This window comes from Nonomuraea sp. CX421 (assembly GCF_059358955.1).
In genome coordinates, this window is the sequence record NZ_JCADBK010000020.1 from 78,632 (window position 1) to 101,543 (window position 22,912).

Annotated in this window: 24 protein-coding genes; 15 read left to right on the plus strand and 9 right to left on the minus strand. The window is 71.3% G+C overall.

The window, feature by feature from the left end:
• Positions 1-64: 64 nt before the first annotated feature.
• The 12 genes from AC5L3X_RS28950 to AC5L3X_RS29005 all read left to right on the plus strand — a co-directional run bounded on the left by AC5L3X_RS28950 (position 65) and on the right by AC5L3X_RS29005 (position 9,841).
• On the plus strand, positions 65-445 hold the full coding sequence (locus AC5L3X_RS28950) for a phage holin family protein (RefSeq protein WP_494861101.1): 381 nt from the start codon (positions 65-67) through the stop codon (positions 443-445).
• A complete protein-coding gene (locus tag AC5L3X_RS28955; protein ID WP_494861102.1) occupies positions 442-1,242 on the plus strand; it encodes a DUF3618 domain-containing protein in 801 nt (266 codons plus the stop codon). The genes AC5L3X_RS28950 and AC5L3X_RS28955 overlap by 4 nt, the downstream gene beginning before the upstream one ends.
• A 55-nt stretch (positions 1,243-1,297) precedes the next feature.
• The gene (locus AC5L3X_RS28960) at positions 1,298-2,185 is read left to right on the plus strand and encodes a YihY/virulence factor BrkB family protein (protein WP_494861104.1); all 888 of its coding nucleotides are present in this window, start codon (positions 1,298-1,300) and stop codon (positions 2,183-2,185) included.
• Entirely contained in the window at positions 2,182-2,613 is a 432-nt protein-coding gene (locus AC5L3X_RS28965) for a protease inhibitor I42 family protein (RefSeq protein ID WP_494861106.1), read from the plus strand. Before AC5L3X_RS28960 ends, AC5L3X_RS28965 begins: the two co-directional genes overlap by 4 nt.
• 40 nt (positions 2,614-2,653) lie before the next feature.
• A complete protein-coding gene (locus AC5L3X_RS28970) occupies positions 2,654-3,379 on the plus strand; it encodes a DUF1838 family protein (RefSeq protein ID WP_494861108.1) in 726 nt (241 codons plus the stop codon).
• Complete coding sequence (locus tag AC5L3X_RS28975; RefSeq protein ID WP_494861110.1) at positions 3,376-3,795, plus strand: HIT family protein; 420 nt, start codon at positions 3,376-3,378, stop codon at positions 3,793-3,795. The genes AC5L3X_RS28970 and AC5L3X_RS28975 overlap by 4 nt, the downstream gene beginning before the upstream one ends.
• A 25-nt stretch (positions 3,796-3,820) precedes the next feature.
• The gene (locus AC5L3X_RS28980) at positions 3,821-4,999 is read left to right on the plus strand and encodes a sensor histidine kinase (protein WP_494861112.1); all 1,179 of its coding nucleotides are present in this window, start codon (positions 3,821-3,823) and stop codon (positions 4,997-4,999) included.
• 33 nt (positions 5,000-5,032) lie between these two features.
• Positions 5,033-5,782, plus strand: a complete 750-nt coding sequence (locus AC5L3X_RS28985) for a LytR/AlgR family response regulator transcription factor (RefSeq protein WP_189127029.1) — start codon at positions 5,033-5,035, stop codon at positions 5,780-5,782.
• On the plus strand, positions 5,779-6,225 hold the full coding sequence (locus tag AC5L3X_RS28990; RefSeq protein ID WP_494861114.1) for a hypothetical protein: 447 nt from the start codon (positions 5,779-5,781) through the stop codon (positions 6,223-6,225). The genes AC5L3X_RS28985 and AC5L3X_RS28990 overlap by 4 nt, the downstream gene beginning before the upstream one ends.
• Before the next feature lie 25 nt (positions 6,226-6,250).
• Positions 6,251-7,738, plus strand: a complete 1,488-nt coding sequence (locus tag AC5L3X_RS28995) for a sodium/solute symporter (protein ID WP_225263801.1) — start codon at positions 6,251-6,253, stop codon at positions 7,736-7,738.
• A 166-nt stretch (positions 7,739-7,904) separates the two neighbouring features.
• Positions 7,905-8,234: a DUF485 domain-containing protein gene (locus AC5L3X_RS29000; RefSeq protein ID WP_494861116.1), complete on the plus strand. Its 330-nt coding sequence runs from the start codon at positions 7,905-7,907 to the stop codon at positions 8,232-8,234.
• Complete coding sequence (locus tag AC5L3X_RS29005; protein WP_494861118.1) at positions 8,231-9,841, plus strand: monocarboxylic acid transporter; 1,611 nt, start codon at positions 8,231-8,233, stop codon at positions 9,839-9,841. The genes AC5L3X_RS29000 and AC5L3X_RS29005 overlap by 4 nt, the downstream gene beginning before the upstream one ends.
• Before the next feature lie 55 nt (positions 9,842-9,896).
• Here AC5L3X_RS29005 and AC5L3X_RS29010 read toward each other — a convergent pair whose 3' ends face one another.
• The 7 genes from AC5L3X_RS29010 to AC5L3X_RS29040 all read right to left on the minus strand — a co-directional run bounded on the left by AC5L3X_RS29010 (position 9,897) and on the right by AC5L3X_RS29040 (position 17,522).
• A complete protein-coding gene (locus AC5L3X_RS29010; protein ID WP_494861119.1) occupies positions 9,897-10,484 on the minus strand; it encodes a GTP-binding protein in 588 nt (195 codons plus the stop codon).
• Complete coding sequence (locus AC5L3X_RS29015; RefSeq protein ID WP_189127034.1) at positions 10,465-10,842, minus strand: DUF742 domain-containing protein; 378 nt, start codon at positions 10,840-10,842, stop codon at positions 10,465-10,467. Before AC5L3X_RS29015 ends, AC5L3X_RS29010 begins: the two co-directional genes overlap by 20 nt.
• Positions 10,839-11,258 (minus strand): roadblock/LC7 domain-containing protein, encoded by a 420-nt coding sequence (locus tag AC5L3X_RS29020; protein ID WP_189127035.1) that lies wholly within the window; start codon positions 11,256-11,258, stop codon positions 10,839-10,841. Before AC5L3X_RS29020 ends, AC5L3X_RS29015 begins: the two co-directional genes overlap by 4 nt.
• Positions 11,255-13,582, minus strand: a complete 2,328-nt coding sequence (locus AC5L3X_RS29025) for a sensor histidine kinase (RefSeq protein ID WP_494861121.1) — start codon at positions 13,580-13,582, stop codon at positions 11,255-11,257. Before AC5L3X_RS29025 ends, AC5L3X_RS29020 begins: the two co-directional genes overlap by 4 nt.
• Before the next feature lie 135 nt (positions 13,583-13,717).
• Positions 13,718-15,244, minus strand: coding sequence for a prenyltransferase/squalene oxidase repeat-containing protein (locus AC5L3X_RS29030; protein ID WP_494861122.1), 1,527 nt, complete (start codon positions 15,242-15,244; stop codon positions 13,718-13,720).
• A gap of 17 nt (positions 15,245-15,261) precedes the next feature.
• The gene (locus AC5L3X_RS29035) at positions 15,262-16,128 is read right to left on the minus strand and encodes a terpene synthase family protein (protein ID WP_494861123.1); all 867 of its coding nucleotides are present in this window, start codon (positions 16,126-16,128) and stop codon (positions 15,262-15,264) included.
• Positions 16,125-17,522 (minus strand): cytochrome P450, encoded by a 1,398-nt coding sequence (locus AC5L3X_RS29040; protein WP_494861124.1) that lies wholly within the window; start codon positions 17,520-17,522, stop codon positions 16,125-16,127. The genes AC5L3X_RS29035 and AC5L3X_RS29040 overlap by 4 nt, the downstream gene beginning before the upstream one ends.
• Positions 17,523-17,615: 93 nt before the next feature.
• Here AC5L3X_RS29040 and AC5L3X_RS29045 point away from each other — a divergent pair, with 93 nt between their 5' ends.
• Entirely contained in the window at positions 17,616-18,665 is a 1,050-nt protein-coding gene (locus AC5L3X_RS29045; protein WP_494861125.1) for a polyprenyl synthetase family protein, read from the plus strand.
• Between the two features lie 117 nt (positions 18,666-18,782).
• Here AC5L3X_RS29045 and AC5L3X_RS29050 read toward each other — a convergent pair whose 3' ends face one another.
• Positions 18,783-19,712 carry an aldo/keto reductase gene (locus AC5L3X_RS29050; RefSeq protein WP_494861127.1) on the minus strand — a complete coding sequence of 310 codons (930 nt, stop codon included), beginning with the start codon at positions 19,710-19,712 and terminating at the stop codon, positions 18,783-18,785.
• Positions 19,713-19,747: 35 nt separating this feature from the next.
• On the opposite strand from AC5L3X_RS29050, the gene AC5L3X_RS29055 reads away from it, so the two are divergent.
• Positions 19,748-20,728, plus strand: coding sequence for an alpha/beta hydrolase (locus tag AC5L3X_RS29055; protein ID WP_494861128.1), 981 nt, complete (start codon positions 19,748-19,750; stop codon positions 20,726-20,728).
• Between the two features lie 68 nt (positions 20,729-20,796).
• Positions 20,797-21,342, plus strand: a complete 546-nt coding sequence (locus AC5L3X_RS29060) for a TetR/AcrR family transcriptional regulator (RefSeq protein WP_358489334.1) — start codon at positions 20,797-20,799, stop codon at positions 21,340-21,342.
• Here the strand turns inward: AC5L3X_RS29060 and AC5L3X_RS29065 are convergent.
• Positions 21,280-22,842, minus strand: a complete 1,563-nt coding sequence (locus AC5L3X_RS29065) for a WS/DGAT/MGAT family O-acyltransferase (protein WP_494861130.1) — start codon at positions 22,840-22,842, stop codon at positions 21,280-21,282. The genes AC5L3X_RS29060 and AC5L3X_RS29065 overlap by 63 nt on opposite strands.
• Positions 22,843-22,912 lie beyond the last annotated feature (70 nt).

Sequence of the window (22,912 nt, forward strand, 5' to 3'; positions counted from 1 at the left end):
CGTCCGCGTGATAGAAGGCGTTCTGACTGGGTAGTCGCCTTCCTCAGCAGAGGGAGGCGACCACGTGAACGACACACACAAGCTCGTCAACGATCTGTCAGAGCAGGTCTCCAGGCTCGTCAGAGACGAGGTGCGGCTGGCCCGGTTCGAGCTGACCGAGAAGGGGAAACGCGCCGGATTCGGCGCCGGTCTCTTCGGCGGAGCCGGCATGGTCGCGTTCTTCGGCGCGGCCACGCTCGTGGCGGCCTTCGTCATGCTGCTCGCCCTGGTCATGCCCGCATGGGTGGCCGCGGTCGTCGTGGCGGTGGTCCTGTTCGCCATCGCCGGCGTGCTCGGGCTGGTCGGCAAGAAGAAGGTCAAGCAGGCCGGTTCGCCGATGCCCGCGGAGACCATCGCGAGCGTCAAGGCCGATATCGCGACGGTCAAGGAGAGTGTGCGGCGATGAGCGAGACGGACCCCGGCTACAGCGAGGAGCACGCCGGAGAGGTGGGCGCCCACAGGAGCAGGGTGGGCATGCCCACGGACGACAAGTCCATCAACGTGCCTCCGACGAGGGCGGGCGCGGCGGAGAACGCGCTGCACGCCGAGGAGGAACGCGAGGAGCACGGGAAGTTCATCCCCGAGGCCCCGCTCGAGGACGATCGGGCCGCCGCGCTCCGCGCCCGCGAGATCGAGACGCGGTCCCTGCAGGGCGGCGATCAGGCCGGGCCGGCCGGCACCCATACCACCACCCGCCACACCGGCACCGGAAGACGCCGGTGGGCGGTGGGAGACGACGAGGAGGAACGCGTGCGTGAAGAGATCAGGACCACCCGGCAGGAGCTCGGTGAGACCGTGGCGGCACTCGCCGACAAGACCAACGTGAAGGCTCGGGCGAACGACGCCGCGGCCGCCGCGAAGGTGAGGGCGGCCGACGCCACGGCGGCGGCCAGGCACAAGGCGGCGGACGCGACCGCGCTGGCCAAGGAAAGGGCGGCCGACGCGACCGCGCTGGCCAGGCACAAGGCGGCCGACGCGACGGCCGTGGCCAAGGTCAAGGCGTCCGACGCGGCGGTGGTGGCGAAGCAGAAGGCGGCCGAGGTGGCTGGCAAGGTCCGCGAGGTCACCCCCGACCAGGTGAAGGACGCGGCGGACAAGGTCACCGCGGAGGCGCGCAGGCGGCCGGCGCTGGCGATCGCCGCGGCCGGTGTCGTCGTCGCGCTCCTGCTCCGCCGGATGACCCGGCGCACGAGGAGGAAGTGACCCGTTGAGCGCCCCGCAGGGTCCCACGGATCTGCCGCGCCGAGCCTGGTGGAGGGTGCTGAAACGGACGTTCTCCGAGTTCAGACGGGACAGGGTGCAGGACCTGGCAGCGGCGCTCACCTACTACGCGGTGCTGTCGATCTTCCCGGCGCTGATCGTGCTGGTGTCGCTGCTCGGGCTGCTCGGCCGCGAGGACACCGCCGCGCTGGTCGGCGGCATCACCGTGCTGGCGCCCGCCGAGGTTCGCGACCTGCTGACGGAGGGCGTGTCGGGCGTCCAGCGGGTGGGCGGCTCGGCGGGGCTCATGGCGATCGTGGGACTGGCGGTCGCGCTGTGGTCGGCCTCCGGCTACATCGCGGCCTTCATCCGGGCCGCGAACGTCATCTACGACATCGAGGAGGGGCGTCCCTTCTGGAAGGTCACCCCGCTCAGGATCGGCCTCACGATCCTGGTGACCGTGCTGCTGGCGGCAGGGGCGATCGCGGTGACGCTCACCGGCCGGCTGGCCGACGTGGCGGGGAAGGCTTTCGGGCTCGGCAGCGCCGCGGTGAACGCCTGGGACGTGCTCAAGTGGCCCGTCCTGGCCCTCATCGCGGCGGGGCTGATCATGGTGCTCTACTGGGCGGCGCCCAACGTGATCCAGCCCGGGCTGCGCTGGATCACGCCGGGCGGGCTGCTGGCGGTGCTCCTGTGGGTGATCGTCTCCGGCGGGTTCGCGCTCTACGTGGCGTACTTCGGCTCGTACAACAAGACGTACGGCACGCTGGCCGCGGTCGTGGTCTTCCTGGTCTGGCTGTGGCTGTCGAACATGGCGCTGCTGTTCGGCGCCGAGCTGGACGCCGAGCTGATCAGGGAGCGGCACATCGCCGAGGGCGGGCGTGTGGAGCAGGAGCCCTACGCGGTCCCGCGTGACGAGCCGGAGCCCGATAGCCTGCCGGGATGAGGTCTCGAAAGGCGCTGCCGTCCGTCGCGCTGGTCGCGCTGCTGGCCGCGGGCTGCGGCGGAGGATCGGCGGTCAGCGACCTGGGCACCGTGGTCAAGGGGGCCAAGGGCGCGACCGTGCCGGTCGAGCTGGGCGTCGGCAAGCGCTTCTCCCTCGCGGTCGCCGACGACCCGTCGGCCGGCGACGAGTGGAGCCTGGTCGCGGTGCCCGACGCCAAGGTGGCCTCGTACATCAGCGAGGAGCGCCGCCCCGCCGGCGACGCGCCCGGCGCGGGCGGCACCACCTACTTCGTCTTCAACACCAAGGGGCCCGGCAGCGCCCGGATCACGCTGCGCGACTGCGTCCGGTGCGGCACCGGCACGGCGCCGCCCGACGAGCAGAGCAGGCAGCTGTCCGGCGAGGCGATCTTCGAGCTCACCGTCAGGTGAGTCCTTGCCCCCGGCGGCCGCCTCCGGGAGGCTTCGCCGCATGGACTTCAGTCTGATGGACTTCATGCGTGTGCGCGCGTCCGGCGACGGCGCGGAGACGATCTCGTGGTGGACCGGCGACGTGTACGGCTGGCGGCGCGACGACGGCCCGCACCACCTGTTCGGCTTCGAGGGCCTCAACGTGGCCCGCGCCGTACGAGCCGACGACGGCTGGCGGCTGCTCAGCCGCGAGGCGGCGGCCTACCTCGACCCCGAGACCAGGCAGGTCGTCGACGCCTGGGACAACCCGTTCACCGGCGAGCGGGTCGAGGTCCAGCACGTCTTCAACGACCCCGTCAACCAGCGGCTCGGCGATCGTCCGGTGCCGGCCACGCGCCTGGGCGAGCAGGTGGCGTTCAACGTCGACGTCCGGCTGGCCTACCCGTCGCCGCTCAGGGTGGCCGACCATCCGCGCCACTCGGCGGGCGACACCTACCGGGCGATGGAGCTGTTCCAGTTCTTCGCCCGGGCCGGCGACCTCGATTCGGGGATGCCCGACGTGCCGTGCGTGTTCTCCTGGTGCCGGGTCTCGCCGTGGCTGCCGTGGATGGCGATGGGGCAGCGCGAGGGCGCGCTGGTCTACCACTGCCGGGGCGCCAAGACGGCCGAGGTGCCCGGCCGGCTGCGTGAGCACGTGGGCGAGCACTTCCTGCACGCGCCCACGGCCTGGTCGGCGCCGAACATGACGAGCTGGACCGCCTTCGCCGCCAGGGCGGCGGCCTCGTGAGCGACGACCCGTTCTGCCGGATCATCGCGGGGGAGCGGCCCGCGTTCGTCGTCCATGAGGACGACCTGACCGTCTCCTTCCTCGACGGCCGCCCGGTCTTCAAGGGGCACGTGCTGGTGGTGCCCCGGGCCCATGTCGAGACGTTGTCCGACCTGACGGAGGTGGGCCCGTTCTTCGAGCGGGTCCAGGAGATGGCGCGTGCCGTGGAGGCGGGCCTGGAGGCCGGCGGGACGTTCGTCGCGCTGAACAACCGCGTCAGCCAGAGCGTCCCGCACCTGCACGTGCACGTGGTTCCGCGCAACCCCAAGGACGGCCTGCGGGGCTTCTTCTGGCCGCGCACCAGGTACGCCTCCGACGAGGAGGCCCGGTCCTACGCGGCCACGATCGCCGGGGCGCTGTCCGGGGGCGCGACGTGACGTCCGCCGGGTAGGCTCCGGCGACGTGGAATACCTCGTCGGGGTCGCGGTCGTGGCCGTCCTCGTGGGCGTGCCCGCGATCGTGCTCTGGCGGGTCATGCGCGGCCGCCGCGAGCTCGGCACCAGCCCTGCCGAGCGGGCCACGTTCGAGACCCTGCACACCGCCTCCCTGGCCGGCCCGCCGCTGCGCGCGGGCCTGACGGCGGACGGGGCGGAGCGGGCGTCGCGGCACCTGCGCGCGCTGCTCGGCTCGTCGGCGCTGGCCATCACCGACGGCGAGCACCTGCTGGTCTACGACGGCGCCGGTGACCACCACGCCGGGCAGGCGTTCGAGCACGCCCAGGCGACGCTGCAGGACGGCCGCACCCAGGTGCTGGCCATCGAGTGCCACCTGCTGGAGTGCCCGATCAGGCATGCAGTGGTGGTGCCGCTGACCACGGACGACCGGGTCGTCGGCGCGCTGGCCGCCTACGGGCCGAACGCCTCGGCGGGCCTGGTCCGGGCCGCGCAGGAGGTGGCCGGGTGGGTCGACTCGCAGCTGGAGCTGGCCGAGCTGGACCGCTCGCGGACGCTGCTGATGGAGGCCGAGGTGCGGGCGCTGCGCGCGCAGATCTCGCCGCACTTCATCTACAACTCGCTCACCACCATCGCCTCGTTCGTCCGCACCGACCCCGAACGCGCCCGCGAGCTGCTGCTGGAGTTCGCCGACTTCACCCGCTACTCCTTCCGCAGACACGGTGAGTTCACCACGCTGGCCGAGGAGCTGCGCTCGATCGACCGCTACCTCATCCTGGAGCGGGCCCGGTTCGGCGACCAGCTGCAGGTGACGCTCCGCATCGCGCCCGAGGTGCTGCCGGTCGCGGTGCCGTTCCTGTGCCTGCAGCCGCTGGTGGAGAACGCCGTCAGGCACGGCCTGGAGAGCAAGAACGGCGTCGGCCGCATCGCGATCATCGCGGAGGACGCCGGGGCGGAGTGCCGGATCAGCGTCGAGGACGACGGCCTCGGCATGGAACCCGACCGGTTACGCCGCATCCTGGCCGGCGAGATCGCCCCCGAGGGCGGGGTGGGCCTGGCCAACGTGGACGAACGGCTCCGCCAGGTGTACGGGGACGACTTCGGTCTGGTCGTCGAGACGGGAGCGGGGGCGGGCACGAAGGTCAACGTCAGGGTGCCGAAGTATCACCCCGGCGTCTCCGCCCGTTGACCTCGATCTTTCTTGTCGGTTTTATCACTGTCTATGGCACAACTACGGGTCCTCGCGGTCGACGACGAGCTTCCGGCCCTGGAAGACCTGTCCTACCTGCTGCGTGCCGATCCCCGCATCGGCGAGGTCGCCACGGCCAGGGACGGGGCGGCGGCGTTACGCCTGCTCGACCGGGCCATCGCCGAAGGCCGGCCGATCGACGCGGTCTTCCTCGACATCAGGATGCGCGGGCTGGACGGCGTGGTGCTGGGGCGGCTGCTGTCGCAGTTCGCCAACCCGCCGCGGGTCGTGTTCGTCACCGCGTACGAGGAGCACGCCGTCGACGCGTTCGAGATCAAGGCCGAGGACTACCTCCTCAAGCCGGTGCGCCCGGAACGGCTGGCCGAGGCGATCAGGCGGGTCGCCGTCTCGGCGGACGTGCCGGTGGACGCCGGGGAGTCCGACACGATCCCGGTCGAGCTGGGCGGCGTGACCCGGTTCGTGTCCAGCGCCGACGTCGTCTACGTCGAGGCGCAGGGCGACTACGCCCGGCTGCACACGGCGGCGGGCAGCCATCTGGTGCGCATCCCGCTGGCCACGCTGGAGGAACGGTGGTCCACGGCCGGGTTCGTCCGCGTGCACCGCAGCCACCTGGTCGCGGTCAAGCACATCGAGGAGCTGCACATCGACTCCGGGCGGTGTACGGTCCGGGTGGGCGAGACCGAGATACCGGTCAGCCGCCGTCACACCCGTGAGCTGCGTGACCTGCTGGTCCGCCGGGCCAGGAAGGGGAGACCGGAGTGAGCCCCGAGCCCCGGCCGGCCCGCAGGGTCTCGTCCGGCCGTGCCGACGCCCCCCGCAGGGTCCCGTCCGGCCGCGGCGACGTCCCCCGCCGGGTGACCGTGACGAGCCCGCGCACGGCCGCCGCGCGCCGTCCCCGCTATCCCGCCACCCGCGAGATCGACGAGCAGACACACCTCGGCGAGGTCTACATGCGCTCGCTGCTGCGCACCCAGTTCCGTCTCGCGCTGTTCGTCTGCACCGTGCTGGCGTGTGTCGTGGGCGGCCTGCCGCTGCTGTTCCTGGCCATCCCCGAGCTGCGCGAGGCCGACCTGCTCGGCATCCCGGTGCCGTGGGCGGTGCTCGCCGGCCTGATCTACCCCGCCTTCGTCGTCGGCGCCTGGCTCTACGTGCGCCAGGCCGAGCGCAACGAGCGCCACTTCGCCGACCTGGTCGAACGCCCGTGAGCGGGCGTTCGGCGGAGCCGGGCCGGTGAGTTTGGCGGCGGTGGTCACCGTGATGGTGGCGACCGTGCTCATCGGCGCCTTCGGCATCCGCTTCTCCCGCACCACCTCCGACTTCTACGTCGCCTCCCGCACGGTCAGCCCGCTGTGGAACGCCTCGGCCATCGGTGGCGAGTATCTGTCGGCCGCGTCGTTCCTCGGCGTGGCCGGGCTGATCCTGTCGTTCGGCGCCGACATGCTCTGGCTGCCCGTCGGCTGGACCGGCGGCTACCTCGTGCTGCTCGTGCTGGTGTCGGCGCCGCTGCGCCGCTCGGGCGCCTACACGCTGCCCGACTTCGCGGAGGCGCGGCTGGAGTCGATGTCGGTGCGCCGCACGGCCAGCGTGCTGGTGGTGCTCATCGGCTGGCTCTACCTGATGCCGCAGTTCCAGAGCGCCGGCCTGGTGCTGCGGACGATCACCGGGGCGCCGGTGTGGGCGGGCGGGCTGCTGGTGGCCGTCGTGGTCGCGGTCAACGTGCTGTCGGGCGGCATGCGGTCGATCACGTTCGTGCAGGCGTTCCAGTACTGGCTCAAGCTGACCGCGCTGGCGCTGCCGCTGGTGTTCCTGCTGCTGGCCTGGAAGAGCGACGGCGCTCCGGCGGTGAGCGCGGCGGACGCCGCGACCTGGCAGGTGCCGCTGGCCGGGGGCAAGGAGTACGGGCTCTACTCGACCTACTCGCTGATCCTGGCCACGTTCCTGGGCACGATGGGGCTGCCGCACGTGCTGGTGCGCTTCTACACCAACCCCGACGGCCAGGCGGCCCGCCGCACCACGCTGGTCGTGCTGTCGCTGCTCGGCGCCTTCTACCTGTTGCCCTCGGTGTACGGCTGGCTGGGCCGGATGTACGCGCCCGACCTGGTCCGCACCGACGCGGTCGTGCTCACGCTGCCCGGCCGGATGGTCGGCGGCACCCTGGGCGACCTGCTGACGGCGCTGGTCACCGCCGGGGCGTTCGCGGCGTTCCTGTCGACCTCGTCGGGGCTGACCGTGTCGGTGGCCGGGGTGATCGCCCAGGACCTGCTCAAGGGCGGGGTGCGCTCGTTCCGGATCGCGACGCTGATGGCGGTCAGCGTGCCGCTGGCGCTGGCGCTGTGGGCCCGCGCCCTGCCGGTGGCCGACGTGGTGGGGCTGGCGTTCGCGGTCGCCGCGTCGTCGTTCTGCCCGTTGCTCGTGCTCGGCATCTGGTGGCGGCGGCTCAGCAGCACTGGCGCCCTGGCCGGGCTGTTCGTGGGCGGCGGGCTGGCCTGCGCGGCGGTGCTGGTGACCATCGTGGGCGGGCCGTACGAGGGGCTGGCCGACGCGTTGCTCGCCCAGCCCGCGGCCTGGACCGTGCCGATCGCGTTCACGGTCATGGTGGCGGTGTCGTTCCTGACGCCGCACCGGGTGCCGGCGGGCGTGGCCAGGACGATGGTCCGGCTGCACACGCCGGAGAACCTCGCCCTTGACCGCGGTGACTGGCGGCCCCGCTCCTCCTGATTCCGTAGGGGCGACCGTTCGTCGTACGGATGGCACCTTTCATCGCAAGCCGTACACAACTAACCGCCGCTCGCCTGCGACTCGCCGAACAACCCCGTCCCCGCTCTCCACGCCGGATAGGTTGCGCTCTTACCTTGAGCGTGATCCGCATCACAGTGGAGGACTCGTGACAACCAGAGAACATGACGCATCCGTCTATGAGGAAGTTCAGGAGAGCAGCGAATTCCAGGATCTGAAGCGGCGCTTCCGCCGGTGGACGTTCCCGATGACCGTGGCCTTCCTGGTGTGGTACCTGCTGTACGTGGTGCTGTCGGGCTGGGCGCGTGACTTCATGGGCATCAAGCTCGTCGGCAACCTGAACGTGGCGCTGCTGTTCGGGCTGCTCCAGTTCGTGTCGACGTTCTTGATCGCCTGGGCCTACGCCCGGCACGCCGAGAAGAAGCTCGACCCCATCGCCGACAAGCTCCGCCACGAGGTCGAGGAGAAGACGCAGTGAACTCCGAACTCCTGGCCACGATCCTGTTCCTCGCCTTCGTCGCGCTGACGTTGGTGATCACGTTCAGGGCCAGCCGGCAGAACAAGACCGCCGCCGACTTCTACGCGGGCGGCCGGTCCTTCAGCGGCGCGCAGAACGGCCTGGCGATCGGCGGCGACTACATGTCGGCCGCGTCCTTCCTGGGCATCGCCGGCATCATCGCCCTGTCCGGCTACGACGGCTTCCTCTACTCCATCGGCTTCCTGGTGGCGTGGCTGGTCGCGTTGCTGCTCGTCGCTGAGCTGATGCGCAACTCCGGCAAGTTCACCATGGCCGACGTGCTGGCCTTCCGGATGAGCCCCCGCCCGGTGCGCACCGCCGCGGGCGTCTCGACGATCACGGTCAGCATCTTCTACCTGCTCGCCCAGATGGTCGGCGCCGGCGCCCTGGTCGGCCTGCTCCTCGGCGTCACCTCGCCCGCCGGCAAGGCGTGGACGATCGTCGGCGTGGGCGCCCTCATGATCGTGTACGTGGTGTTCGGCGGCATGAAGGGCACCACCTGGGTGCAGATCGTCAAGGCCGTGCTGCTGATGGGCGGCGCGGCGCTGATCACCGTCCTCGTCCTGGCGCACTACGGCTTCAACCTCTCGTCCCTGCTGGGCGAGGCGGCGTCGCAGAGCGGCAAGGGCGGCAACTTCCTCATCCCCGGCCTCAAGTACGGCACCGAGGCGCAGGGCCTGGCCGGCAAGATCGACCTGATCAGCCTCGGCCTCGCCCTGGTGCTCGGCACCGCGGGCCTGCCGCACATCCTGATCCGCTTCTACACCGTCCCGACCGCCAAGGACGCCCGCAAGTCGGTGCTCTGGGGCATCGGCATCATCGGCACGTTCTACCTGCTCACCCTGGTCCTCGGCTTCGGTGCCGCGGCCCTGGTCGGCAGCAAGGCGATCGCCGCCGCCGACGCCGCGGGCAACACGGCCGCGCCGCTGCTGGCCAAGGCCATCGGCGAGACGTTCCTCGGGGACGTGGGCGGCACGATCCTGCTGGCGCTGATCGGCGCGGTCGCGTTCGCCACGATCCTGGCCGTGGTGGCCGGCCTCACGCTGGCCTCCTCCTCCAGCTTCGCCCACGACCTGTACGCGCACGTGTTCAAACGCGGCACCGCCACCGAGCGAGAGGAGGTGCTGGTGGCCCGCGTCTCGGCGTTCGTCATCGGCGCCGTCTCGATCGGCCTGGGCATCCTGGCGCAGGGGCAGAACGTCGCGTTCCTGGTGGCGCTGGCGTTCGCGGTGGCCGCCTCCGGCAACCTGCCGGCCATCCTCTACAGCCTGTTCTGGAAGAGGTTCAACACGGCCGGCGCGGTCAGCGCCATCTACGGCGGCCTGGTCTCGGCGCTCGTCCTGGTCATCTTCTCCCCGGTGGTGTCCGGCGGGCCGACGTCGCTGTTCAAGACGGCCGACTTCGCCTGGTTCCCGCTCAGCAACCCGGGCATCATCTCGATCCCGCTCGGCTTCCTGTGCGGCTGGCTCGGCACCGTGCTGAGCAAGGAGTACAACGCGGCCAAGTACGCCGAGATCGAGGTCCGCTCGCTCACCGGCGTCGGCGCCGAGCAGGCCACCAAGCACTGATCCCCGCTCGGCGAAGGGGGCCCGGTCGTCCCGTCACGGCCGGGCCCTTGGGCCCCTAAGAGCTCACCGGCTCGGCCCGCAGCCGGGCGGAGTGCTTCACCAGCGCGATGAGCACCTCCCTGCTTGAATCGCGCTTCCTCGCGTCGCACATGATGATCGGGATCGAGGGGTTGAGCTGGAGCGCCAGCCGTACCTCGTCCAGCTCGAACGTGGTCGACCCCTCGAAGCAGTTGACCGCCACCACGAACGGCGTGCCGCGCCGCTCGAAGTAGTCGACCGAGGGGAAGCAGTCGGCCAGGCGGCGGGTGTCGGCCAGGATGACCGCGCCCAGCGAGCCCTCGGCCAGTTCGTCCCAGACGAACCAGAACCGCTCCTGCCCCGGAGTGCCGAACAGGTAGAGGACGTACTCGTCGCTGAGGGTGATGCGGCCGAAGTCCATCGCCACGGTGGTGGTGCGCTTGGCCTCCACCGCCGTCAGGTCGTCGATGCCGACTCCGCGATCGGTGAGCACCTCCTCGGTGCGCAGCGGCCGGGTCTCGGAGACCGCGCCGACCATCGTGGTCTTTCCCGCACCGAAACCGCCCGCGATCAGGATTTTGATCGCGGTCGGGATACGCGGGCGTTCAGAGCGATCGAAGACCATCGAGCACCGCCCTGTACATCTTCATGTCACGCATGTCCACCTCGGATTGCGGTTCCTGGGCCGATACGAGTTCTCTGTCGAACAGGTCGCCGAGCAGCACGCGGATCGTGCCCGCGGGCAGGTTCAGATGGGCGGCGATCTCCGCGACCGACTTCGGCTCCCGGCACAGCCGCAGGATGCGGAGATGCTCGGGGTCGAGGCCGGCCTCCGGGCCCGGCGGGGGGCCGACGGCCAGCGCCATGGAGATGAGATCGAACCTCCCGTGGGCCGGGCGGGTGCGCCCGCGCGTCACGACGTACGGCCGGATGATCTCCGGGTCGATCCAGTGGTCCTCGCCCGGTTCGTCCGGGCCGTTCACCGGTCGCTCCCGGCGACGGCCCCGCCGGTCCGCGCCGCCGAGGTGAGGTACTGGCCGACGCGGGCCACCAGCATGGCCATCTCGTACGCGATCAGCCCGATGTCGGCGTTCTGCGCGCAGAGCACGGCCAGGCAGGCGCGCTCTCCCGCGACGGTCACGATGAGGAACTGCGAGCGCCATTCCACGACCGTCTGCTTGACCGCGCCGCCTCCGACGTGCTCGGAGACGCCCTTCGCCAGGCTCTGCAACCCGGAGGAGACCGCCGACAGGTGCTCGCCGTCGGTCCGTTCGAGCCCCGCCGACGAGGCCATCAGCAGCCCGTCGGACGACAGCACGATGGCGTGCTCGGCGTCCTTGACCCGGCCGATCAGGTCGTCGAGGAGCCAGTTGAGATCCGTGCCAGAAGTCGGTGTCACGTGGAGCCTCCCGGCTGCTGGTCCTCGATGAGCTTGGCGGCTTCGGTCCGGCCCAGCCGGGTGCCCGACTGGAGGGATCCCATCATGGCCCTGATCTCTTCCGGCGAGCGCTCGTCATCGTCTTCCTTGTCGCTGGTCTGTACGGCAGGGGCCTCTTCGCGCAGGGCGGGCGCCAGGTTGGCCTGAGGCACCCGGAGTGGCAGGCCCGAGGGCGTGAACTCGGCGGGCTTCACATCGCTTTCCCCTTCGGTCTCCGGTTCGCGGGGGACGGGCGCCGCCTGCTCCTGGGGCACGTCGGGCTGTAAGGTGAGCGCCCGGCGCGAGGAGGCGACGTTGAGCGTGCGGACGTTCTCGGCCGAGGCCGGACGGGTCGCCGTGGCGACGGCCGTCGGCCTGCGCGGCAGACCGGCTCGCGGCATGTCGTCGGGAGGCTTGGGGGTCTCCTCCTGCTCCACGAGCTCCGGCGGCAGCAGCACGACGACCGTGGTCCCGCCGTACGGCGAGGACTTCAGCACCACCTGGATCCCGTGGCGCTCGGCCAGCCGGCTGACCACGTAGAGACCGAGCCGCGCGGTGCCGGTGATGCGGAACTCCGGCGGGTCCGCGATGCGCTCGTTGGCGGCGTCCAGGTCCTCGGGCTTCATGCCGAGACCGCGGTCCTCGATCTCGATGACGTAGCCGTTGGCCACGAGCTGCCCGCTGACCTGCACGGAGGTGTAGGGCGGGGAGAACGACACGGCGTTCTCGATCACCTCGGCGAGCAGGTGGATGACGTCACCGACGGCCCGGCCCACCAGCACGACGTCGCCCATCGGCATGAGCGTCACGCGGGTGTAGTCCTCGACCTCCGCGAGCGCGCCGCGGACCACGTCCACCATGGGCACCGAGCGGCGCCAGGTTCGGGCGGGGGAGGAGCCGGAGAGCACGATCAGGTTCTCGGCGTTGCGCCGCATCCGGATGGCCAGGTGGTCCAGGCGGAAGAGCTCCTTCAGCTCCTCCGGGTCGGTCTCCCGGCGCTCCATCACGTCCAGCACGGTCAGCTGCCGCTGCACCAGGCCCTGCGTCCGGCGGGCCAGGCTGAGCAGGATGTCGCGGATGCTGCGCCGAAGCTCGGCCTGCTCGGCGGCGACGCTGACGGCGGTGTGCTGCACGGTGTTGAACGCCTGACCGACCTGCCCGATCTCGTCGTCGCCGAAGTCGAGGTCGGGCACTTCCTTCGTGACGTCCACCACTTCGCCGTGGCCGATCCGCTCGACCACGTTCGGCAGCCGCTCGTCCGACAGCTCGTGCGCGGCGTCGCGCAGCTTCCTGAGCTGGGCGAGCAGCTGCCGCGTCGTGGTGATCGACAGCACGATCGAGGCGATGACCGCCAGCAGGCCCAGGCCACCGGCCAGGAGCAGGCGGATGACGACGCCCACGGCGATCGGGACGATGCGCTCCGCCAGGCGGTCGCCCGCCGCGAGGGTCACCGCCTGCATGTCCGTCAGCGTCGACTCGGTCGCCTTGCGCCACTCCTCGGCGTCGACAGGCAGTGGGCCGGTGCCGGATTCGTGCTGGATGAGCTGCTGCTCCATTGCCCGTACCCGGGTGGCGTGCGCGCTCTTCATCCATCGGTCGTAGGCCGTCCGGTCCTCCTCCGGGAGCTTGGACATGGCCTCGGCCAGCGTGTAGCGGAAGATGCCCGCGGTGGAGACGAACTCGGCGTGGCTGTCGCCGGTGAAGACGCCCCTGGCGAAGACGCCGGCCATGAGTGCGTCCTCGCGCGCCAGCAACTCGCGCGAGCGGCTGATCTCCGACAGGGTCCGCCCGTCCTTGGCGATCTCCTTGTCGTCGAACGCCGCCACCGAGTCGTACATGCGGTAGAGGGAGTCGATCACATTGTTGTACGGGGCGGTCACGGCCTGCGAGGTGCCGACCCGGCCCGAGTCGATCGACTTCCTGGCCGTGTCCAGCTTGGTCAGCTCGTCCAGCACATCCCTGGCGCGCGCGATCAGCGCGTCGTCGGCGGCCAGGGCCAAGCTGGAGCTGTCAAGGGAGGTGGCGAACTCGGCGCGGGCCGCGTCGGTGCGCGCGCGCTGGTCACGCAGGGCCTTGTCGACGATCCTGGCCCCGCCCCCCACGCGGGCGATGGTCTGGCGGCGCTCGCGCTGCAGCTCGACGAGGAGCGGCTCACTCGGTTCGACCAACTGGGCGTCAACGGCGGCCGCCCCGATCAGGTTGACGCCCTCCCGCAGCGTCACCCACGCGGCGAACGCCCACAACAGGGTGAGCGACACGATCAGGGCCGTGATTTTGGACCTGACGCTGGCGTTACGGAAGCGCATTGGGCCCACCCAGCGGAAAAGCGCCGTAAGCATGCTTTGTCAAGACGGCAAAAGGGGCATACCAGGAATCTGACACTCGGGTCACCCTAGCAATGCGCTATTACTCCCTCAACACAAAACGCCACCATTAGGCCGCTATGTCCCGTTTTGCCGGTTAAATTCGTGTTGTAGGTGGCGTTCTGTCACGTGTAGGGCCGCCAGGATCGCGGCTTGCACAATTGCTGTCGGCGAGTATAGGTCCTTGTCATGCCACATTGGTGGTAAATGCGGCAGATCGACCACCTGTAGAAGATAGTCGTATCCGCGCCCCGCTGCCCGCTTGCACCGCTCGTCCGGCTCTGGTCCTGACAGCAGCAGGGTCTGCACGGCGTACGCGGTCTCCTCCGCGATGCCCGTCCACCGCCCCCACGACCCGTCCTCCCGCTGGGTGGCCAACACCCACTCCCGGGCCCGCAGCACGGCGTCGGCGTGCTCCGGTCCGCCGAACTCGCCCAGCGCCAGCGCGCAGCCCAGCGTCGCGTAGTAGGGCGACGCGTGCCACCGGTCCTCCCAGCTCCCGTCAGGCCGCTGCCGCCCGGCCAGCCACCCGGCCACCCGCGCCATCACCGCCCCGTACCGCCCGGCGGCGGCGGGCCTCGCCCGCACGTACTGGCCGAACGCGTCCAGCACGTGCGCGTTGACGCTGGGCGAGAAGCCGTCCTCGCCCTGCCAGGTGCAGAAGTGCGTGCCCGTGTCGAACAGCAGCAGCGACGCGGGGTCGCATGGTACGCCGAGCAGGGCCAGCGCATGGAGGGCGACGCTGGTGGTGTCCGCGTCGGCGGGCAGCCCGGCCCCCGCCGGCGCGCCTTCCGGGACGATCGCCGCCCGCAGGTCGGCGATCATCTCCGGCGGCACCTCCACTGGCACGGCCGCCCTGGTCAGCCAGCTCAGCACCCAGCCGCGCTCGAAAACGGTGATCGGCAGCCCGACAGGGACCGGTCCGCCGAACCGCTCGGCCACCGCCTCCAGGTGGTACCTGGCCAAGTCGGCCGAATCGGACGGCGCGGAGCCTCCGAGCCACGCGGCCGTGGCCGCCGGCGACGCGCCGACCGTGCCGATCGGCGTGGGCAGCATGCCGTCCATCCGCTGCGGCACCATCGCCTCCAGCACGTGCAACACCTTTCGCGGCGGCTCCGTGCCGGACTCCAGCATGTGCCTGACCAGCCCCAGCCGGGAACCGTCCAGTCCTGCCGGACGCGGCAGCGGATCGCCGAACCCGTGCGCGTCGACGAGCGCCACCAGCGACGGCACGATCAGGTCGATGGCCGGGGTGTCCGGAAGCTCGGCCGGTTGCGTCAGCATGCGACGCAGTGCCTCCAGCCCCGCCTTCGCGGCTGACAGGAGCACCTCGCGGTCGCCGTCGCGCGCCGCGCTCATCAGCGCCTCCGTCGCGCTCAGCGTCGGTACGAGACGGTATCCGCCCGGTTGGCCCCACGAGCCGTCCTCTCCCTGCTCGGCCAGCAGGAACGCGATCCTCTCCGGATGACCGACGAGCCATGGGGCCAGCGTGACCAGCCGCCCCGTCTCGTACACCGAGGGGGACACCTGGCCCCACGGGGTGGCCATGAGGCCGGCGATCAGATCGGCGGCACGCCGTGCGATGTCAGTGCTCAGTGCTCTCACGCTCAGTGCTCTTTCGCTCACGGCTCTCTCGAAGCCCAGAAGTCGGACAGCCCGTAGAAGCCGGCGCTGTAGTGGAGCTGCCACCAGAGGTACTCGGCGGCCCGGGGATGGTCGCCGCGCACCGGCTGGATCAGCGCGGCGGCCTCGCTCGACAGCTCCGCCATGCGCACGCTGACCTCGTCCGCCGTCATGCCGATCGTGAGAGCGTTGACGTCACCGGAGGCCGACTCCCTGCGGTGCGTGGCCAGGTCGTTGAGCAGCCGCAGGTAGCGCTGCACCGTCTCGCCCGCCGCACGCAGCCGCGCCAGGTCCCCGGGAGTTCTGACCTCGCCGGTGTAGATCCAGTGAGAGACGGCGATGAACAGGGCGCCGCTGCTGTCGGCGTTGGCCAGATACTCCTCCCGGGCGGGCCTGTTCCCGCCCCGGCTCCACTCCCACTCGCGGGCCATCGCGGTGAGCATGCGCTCCAGCCGGTCACGCCAGTCCGCCTCCAGCGTGGCGAAGGCGCGTGCGGTGGTGAGCTCGGCACGCAGGTCGGCAAGGAAGCGGGCGACGGGGGAGACAGGTGCCGAGCCGGCCACGGCCGCCAGGCACGTCCCCGTCAGCGCCGCCACGTCGTCCCGCGAGGCCGCCTCCTCGTCGAACAGCCGGTCCACCGCGAACACCAGCAGCGACGCCCGGTTGACCACGCGCAGCCCCGCCACGCTCGCCCACGGCGAGCCGAACGCCCCGGCCATCGCCAGCGAGCCGTAGAGGCCGGAGTCGAAGGACTCACGGGGGAACAGGCCGTCGTACCGTGCCGCGCACCGCTCCAGCTCGCGCCCGCCCGCCACCGCGAGCGCGCACGTCCGCCCGGCGATGTGCAACGCGCCAGGATCGTTCACGAGCGCCCCCTCGGCACAAGGGTCATCGTCAGCCCGGACGGGGGCCGCAGCGAGGAGGCCAGCCGCGGAGTCACCGGCCGGTCGAGGCGCATCACCGGCCGGTACCTGCGCAGGATGCCGGCGATCACCAGCGGCGCCTCCATCAAGAACAGATGCTGCCCCAGGCACACGTGTGGGCCCGCACCGAACGGCCAGTACGCGTACCGGTGCCGCCCCGCCTCCCGCCCCGGCGCGAACCGGTCCGGGTCGAACACCGACGGCGAGTCCCAGAACTCCGCCATCCGGTGCGTCAGATACGGGCTGAGCAGCACGGTGGAGCCGGCCTCGATCGCGACCCCGCCGACCACGTCCGCGGCCACCGCCATGCGTGGCAGGATCCAGCCCGGCGGGTAGAGGCGCAGCAGCTCGTTGACGAACATCCGCAGGTACGGCATGTGCGGCAGATGCGCGGTGCTGACCGGGTCGCCGCCGACCACCCGGTCGATCTCCTCGTACACCTTCGCGGCCATGTCCGCGTGGGCGTCGAGGACCGGCCATGCCCAGGTCAGCGCCGTGGCCGAGGTCTCGGTGGAGGCTCCGTGCATGGCCACCAGGTCGTCCCTGATCCGGCGATCGCCCTCCTCGCCCGCCACGTCCTGGCGGGCCTTGACCAGGCGTGAGACGACGTCGGTGCTTTCCTCACCCGGGCTCTCCAGGGCCCGTGCCCTGGCCTCCCGGATCCGGGGGTAGACGACCCCGTCGATGGTCTTGATCGCACGCCGGAACGCCCGGTCACCGGGCATCGGCACGCCCTGCGGCACGAACGGCATCAGCAGCCGGACGGCCTTGGCCGTGACGGCGACGTCGTAGGCCGGCACCAGCCGTTGGATGTCCGCGACGGAGATCTTCGAGCCGAAGAACAGCCGGACGATCGTCGGGTGCACGATGGCCGAGATCCCCTTGGCGATGTCGAACGGCCGGCCGGGGGTGATCGTCTCCTCGATCAGCTCGTTGATGATCACAGCCATCTGCTCGGCCAGCGAGTTGACGTACCTGGCCGTGAAGAGCGGCTGCAGGATCCGCCGGCTCTCCGCCCAGGTCTCGCCGTCCGACAGGATGCCCTCGCCGAGCAGCGGCGCCAGTGGTTTCCAGAACATGCCCTCCCGGACGAAGTTGGGCTGGTTCTGGATCAGCACATGCTGGACGTGGTCGGGGTGGGTCACCAGATACGGGCGGAACGGGCCCATGTTGAGCCGGACGAGCTCGCCGCCGGCTCGCTCGCTCGCCTCGACGAAGGCGTCGATCGGCGTGCGCGCGTTCCTGGTCAAAGAGGCTAAGAAGGGGACATTGGTAGCTTTACGTGTCGAAATGCCCCCAATGGGCACGTATGCTCCTTCGACCTGCCCGTCACGCATGACGGGATATTTCCCGCAAAAGTGCGTTTCTGGGCTGGATTATCACATGATCGTGCGTATAGATTCAAGATCGCACTTCGGCAGGAGCACCACGTGGACGTCAGCCATCAGGCAGCGAGCAGCCCCGGCGGCGACGCGACAGCGCGCTGCCGGCGACTGCTCGAACCAGCCCTTCGAGAAGCGGTCTCCGCACTACACCCGTGGGGCGCCAAGATGGCCGCCCACACGCTGGGGTGGTCCGACGCCGACGGCGGGCCCCTGGTGGCCGGCGGCGGCAAGCACCTGCGGCCGACCATCGCCATACTCTGCGCCGAGGCCGTCGGCGCGCCCGCGGAGGCGGCGCTGCCCGGGGCGGTGGCGGTGGAGCTGGTGCACGCCTTCTCGCTGGTGCACGACGACATCATCGACCACGACGAGCGGCGCCGGCACCGCGAGGCGCTCTGGAAGGCCTACGGCGTGGGCCCAGCGCTGCTGGCCGGCGACTCGCTGCTGGCACTCGCGGTCGATCAGCTGACGGACGCTCCCGTCGCGATGCGCTACCTGTCGCGGGCCCTGATCGAGCTGGTGCGGGGCCAGACGGAGGACATGGCCTTCGAGAACCGCCCGTGGACCGGCCCCGGCGAGGTCACGGTCCAGGAGTACACCCAGATGGCGGCGGGCAAGACCGGCGGCCTGCTGGGCGCCGCCGCCGCGGCGGGCGTCGCGCTGGGCGGCGCGCCCGGCCTGGCCGAACCCCTCTGGACGATGGGCCGCGAGCTGGGCGTCGCCTTCCAGATCGTCGACGACCTGCTGGGCCTCTGGGGAGACCCGGCCGTCACCGGCAAGCCCATCCACAACGACCTGCGTCGCGGCAAGAAGACGCTGCCCGTCCTCGCCGCCCTCGCCCCGTCCTCGCCGCTCGCCGAGGCGCGCCCCGCCGGGCGGGCCGCCCGCGAGCTGTCCGGCCTGCTCGCCTCCGGCGCCCTGGACGACGACGAGGTACGCCGTGCCGCCGCACTCGTGATCGAGGCGGGCGGCCGCACCGCGGCCCTGGACCAGGCGCGGCTGCACCTCACGACGGCCATGGAGATCGTCGTCGAGTGCCTGCCCGAGGCCACCGAACTACGCGACCTCTGCCTGTCCCTCGTCGAGCGAAGCCACTGACCTTGCCGCGAGACACCCCGCCCGGCCCTGGACCGAGCAGGGCGGGGCGTGTCTCACGCACGCGGGGCGCCCCGTACACGTACCCGCGCGATCAGGGGCGTCTCCGCGCACGCGCGGTCAGGGGCGGGAGGCCTCGTCGAGCAGCCGGAGCTCCTCGGCGCCGAGCCTGAGCCCGGCGGCGGCCAGAAGCGGCTGGAGCTGCGACACGTCACGGGCGCTGGCGATCGGCGCCGCGACCGTGGGCTGGGCCCCCAGCCAGGCGAGCGCCACCGAGGCGGGCTCGACCCCGCGCTCGGCCGCCACCTTGGTCAGCGCCTCGATGGTCCGCGGCCCCCGCTCGGTCTCAAGGTATCCGGCGGCCCCTCCAGCCCGGGGACTGTCGACCGTGACGCCCGGGGCGTACTTGCCGGTCAGGAAGCCGCGCGCGAGCGAGGACCACGGCGTGCTGGACAGCCCCTCCCGGGCCGTCACCTCCCGCAGGGCACCCTCGTAGCCGCGCTCCACCAGGTTGTACTGCTGCTGCAGCGCGACGTAGCGGGCCAGGCCCTCGTCGTCGGAGATCTTCAGCGCCGCCGCCAGCCGGTCGGCCTCATAGTTGGAGGCGCCGATGTAGCGGATCTTGCCCTCGCGCACCAGCGCGTCGAACGCGGCCAGCGTCTCGGCCAGCGGCGTGTCACGGTCGTCGATGTGCGCCCAGTAGAGGTCGATGCGGTCGGTACGGAGCCGGCGCAGGGAGCTCTCGACCGCGGCGCGGATGTTCGCGGGCGCCAGGCCCTTGAACCCCTCCAGCATGCCGACCTTGGTGCCGAGCACGATCGAGTCGCGGTTGCCGCGCTTGGCCATCCACTCGCCGATGATCGTCTCTGATGTGGACTCGCCGGTCGCCCAGTACGGGTAGGAGTCGGCCGTGTCGATGAAGTTGCCGCCGCCCTCGACGTAGGCGTCGAGCACCTCGAAGGACGTCTTCTTGTCGGCGGTCCAGCCGAAGACGTTGGCGCCCAGGGCTATCGGGAACACGGTCAGGGCCGTGGTGCCTATCGATCTCATAGCGCTATTATCCGCGCATCCAACAAGGAGACTCCATGGCCCTCCGGTTGCGTGGATGCCTGGTCGGCGCGATCGTCGCCGGCGGACTCTGTGTGCTCGTCGTGGCGGCGCTCCTCGCGGTGCTCCCGTGGGGAGACGAGCCGCCGGTCCCGGCAGCCTCTCCCTCCTCGACGCCGCCCCAGAACCATGACGCCGCCGAGGTGGTCGAGGAGAAGCGGCTCGACGAGCGCAGGATGGAGCTGACGATCAGGTCGCGGGCGCTCGACGCCACCACGAAGGTTCGCCTCCTGCTGCCCAGGGGATGGGAGTCCCGGCGCGACTGGCCCGCGCTCTGGCTCCTGCACGGCGGCCTCGACGACCACACCTCCTGGACGGCCAGAACCGACGTCGCCGCGCTCACCGCTGACTCCGGCCTGATGGTCGTGATGCCCGACGGCGGCAAGTGCGGCAGCTACTCCGACTGGTGGAACGGCGGCGCCGGCGGCCCGCCCCGCTGGGAGAGCTACCACCTCAAGGAGTTGCTGCCGCTGCTGCGGTCCCGCTACCGGGCGGACGGCGAGCGCGCCGTCGCCGGCTACTCGATGGGCGGGCAGGGCGCCATGCTGTACGCCGCCAAGGGTGGGTTCAAGGCCGCTGCCTCGTTCAGCGGAGCCGTGCACATCCTGCACCCCGGCGTGCCGCAGGCCGTGATGGCGGGCACCACGGTCGGCTGCTTCGGCACCGACTGGAAACGCCTCTGGGGCGACCCCGAGCGGCAGCGCGCCGTCTGGCGCGCGCACAACCCCTACGACCAGGCCGGCAAGCTCAAGGGCGTCCGGCTGTACGTCGCCGCCGGTGAAGGCGACCTGGTCGAGGACCTGGCCAACCGGGCGGCCAGGGAGTTCGCCGGGCGGCTCGGCGAGCTGGGCATCCCCGTGCGCACCCACTTCCACCACGGCGGGCACGACCACGCCTCCTGGCAGCGGGAGCTGCACCGGGCCTACCCCATGCTGACGGAGGCCATCGGCGTCCGGTGACCGACCGTCACGAGGGTCTCCCGTTCGCGGCATGGTGGTGCCCGGCGTGTGCCGGTTAGGGTGCGGCTGTGGTGATCGGTGACGCGCGTACGCGCATTCTGGACGCGGCCGAGGAGCTGTTCGCCGGCGGCGGATACGACGCCACTCCGACCGCGCTCATCGCCCGGCTGGCCAGGGTGCCCAAGGGGCTGGTCTTCCACTACTTCCCACGCAAGATCGACGTGCTGGTGGCACTCGTCGACGAGCGCACGCTGATCGAGGAGTCGCGCGAGGTCGACGCCGTCCCCGGCGATCCCGCCGGCACCCTGTCCGGGCTGGCGCGCCGGCTGCCGCTGCACGCCTCGCCGGCGATGCGGCGCATCCTGTTCCGGGAGGCCGACACGCACGGCTCGGTCAGGGAACGGCTCGGCCGCCTCAACGGAGAGCTGATCAGGCGGGCCAAGTTCGCGCTCGAACTGGCCCTGCCGGGCAGCCGGGGCGACGCGGCCAGGCTGGAGGTCGCGGCGGCCACGTTCGCCGCCGTGCTGCTCTACCAGGAGAACCTGTGCCAGCTAACCGGCCACCAGATCGATCCCGACGCCGTCGCGAAACTCATCGCCCACTCGCTCGTCTAGCAGCTCGTCGAGCGCGGTCCGCAGGTGGCCGAGCATGCCCCAGACGTCGTCCATCCGGTCCGGGCAGGCCACGATGCCGAAGTCGAGCATGCCGTCGTAGGAGAAGCAGGTGATGTTGACGCCGCCGGTCATGTCGGTCAGCACCGAGAGCGGATAGTAGGAGAGGATCCGCCCCCCGCACAGATACAGCGGGAACTGCGGGCCGGGCACATTGCTGATGATCAGGTTGATCGGCGGCACCGCCGACGCCAGCCGGAACAACGCCGGGCTCGCCACGCTGGTCACCGGCGCGGGCAGCAACGAGCACAGCTCCAGCAGCCAGCCGGCCGGGGCGGTGACGAAGCGGCGCTTGGCCGCGTTCATGGTCGAGCCCACCTTCCGCAGCCGGGCCTGCGGGTCGGCGATGTCGGTGGGCATCGGGGCCACCATGGCGGAGATCTGGTTGCCGACCAGGTCCTGGGCGTTGGCCGTACGGACCGCGACGGGCACGGCCGCGATCAGCGGCTGCTCGGGCAGCGCGTCGCGCTCCATCAGCCACGACCGCAGGGCGGAGGTGCACAGCGCCATGACGATGTCGTTGACGCTCATGCCGTGAGCGCGAGCGATGCTCTTGACGTCTTTCAGCGACACGGACCCGAACGACAGGTGGCGGCGGGCGCTGATCGGGCCGTTGAACGGCGTGCGAGGGGCGGAGAGCCGGGGCAGCTCGGGCCGGTGGTGCCGGTCGCCCGTCACGAACCTGGCCGCCTGCGCGATGGCCTTCGCGCCGGGCAGCGTCGCGGCGAGCGGGATCGCGTCGAGGTCGCCGGCCGCCCGGACCGCCGCCCGCAGGGCCCGCACGGGATGGGTCGCCGTCCGCACGGCGGCGCCGGCCAGCATCTCGACCAGGCCCGGACCGGCCGCCTCCTGGCCGTCCAGCACGCCCGACGCCGCCTTGACCACCTTGGCCGGGGTCTTGGCCGGGGTCTTGGCCGCCTTGGCTGCGGCCGTGCCGCGCCGGGAGCGCCCGGAGGTGGCGTGGCAGGTGTCGGGCGTGAGGTCGAGGAGGGTGGCGAGGGTCTCGGCGCCGGAGACGCCGTCGATGGCCGCGTGGTGCACCTTCGTGTAGACGCCGATCAGGCCGTCGGCCAGCCCGTGGATCAGGTGCATCTCCCACAGCGGATGGGCGCGGTCCAGCCGGCGGGCATGGATGCGGGCCACCTCGTCGGCCAGTTGCCGGTCGTCGCCGGGCCGCGGCAGGGTGACCTCGAACAGGTGGTTGCCGATGTCGAAGTCGGGGTCGGCCGCCCAGTAGGGGCGGTCGAGGTCGAACGGCACCCGCACCAGCCGCAGGCTCAGCGCGGGTGACAGGTGGAGTCGCTCCAGCAGGAGCGCGGCGAGCGTCTCACGGTTGACCGAGCCGTCGGCCGGGTCGAGGATCGCCAGACCCGCCACGTGAGCGGCGGTGGTCGCGGACTCGACGTTGAGGAACTGCGCGTCGAGTGCGGTCAACTGGCGCATCTTCCCTCCTTTTCCTCAGCGTGTGGTAAGGCTCACATGAGACGGTTTCTGCGGCGTTTCTGCGAGAGTC

Bases quoted from the DNA above. Each gene is read 5' to 3' on its own strand.
- AC5L3X_RS28955 (WP_494861102.1), top strand. From the start codon at position 442: ATGAGCGAGACGGACCCCGGCTACAGCGAGGAGCACGCCGGAGAGGTG.
- AC5L3X_RS28965 (WP_494861106.1), top strand. From the start codon at position 2,182: ATGAGGTCTCGAAAGGCGCTGCCGTCCGTCGCGCTGGTCGCGCTGCTG.
- AC5L3X_RS28970 (WP_494861108.1), top strand. From the start codon at position 2,654: ATGGACTTCAGTCTGATGGACTTCATGCGTGTGCGCGCGTCCGGCGAC.
- AC5L3X_RS28985 (WP_189127029.1), top strand. From the start codon at position 5,033: ATGGCACAACTACGGGTCCTCGCGGTCGACGACGAGCTTCCGGCCCTG.
- AC5L3X_RS29010 (WP_494861119.1), bottom strand. From the start codon at position 10,484: ATGGTCTTCGATCGCTCTGAACGCCCGCGTATCCCGACCGCGATCAAA.
- AC5L3X_RS29025 (WP_494861121.1), bottom strand. From the start codon at position 13,582: ATGCGCTTCCGTAACGCCAGCGTCAGGTCCAAAATCACGGCCCTGATC.
- AC5L3X_RS29040 (WP_494861124.1), bottom strand. From the start codon at position 17,522: ATGCGTGACGGGCAGGTCGAAGGAGCATACGTGCCCATTGGGGGCATT.
- AC5L3X_RS29050 (WP_494861127.1), bottom strand. From the start codon at position 19,712: ATGAGATCGATAGGCACCACGGCCCTGACCGTGTTCCCGATAGCCCTG.
- AC5L3X_RS29055 (WP_494861128.1), top strand. From the start codon at position 19,748: ATGGCCCTCCGGTTGCGTGGATGCCTGGTCGGCGCGATCGTCGCCGGC.
- AC5L3X_RS29065 (WP_494861130.1), bottom strand. From the start codon at position 22,842: ATGCGCCAGTTGACCGCACTCGACGCGCAGTTCCTCAACGTCGAGTCC.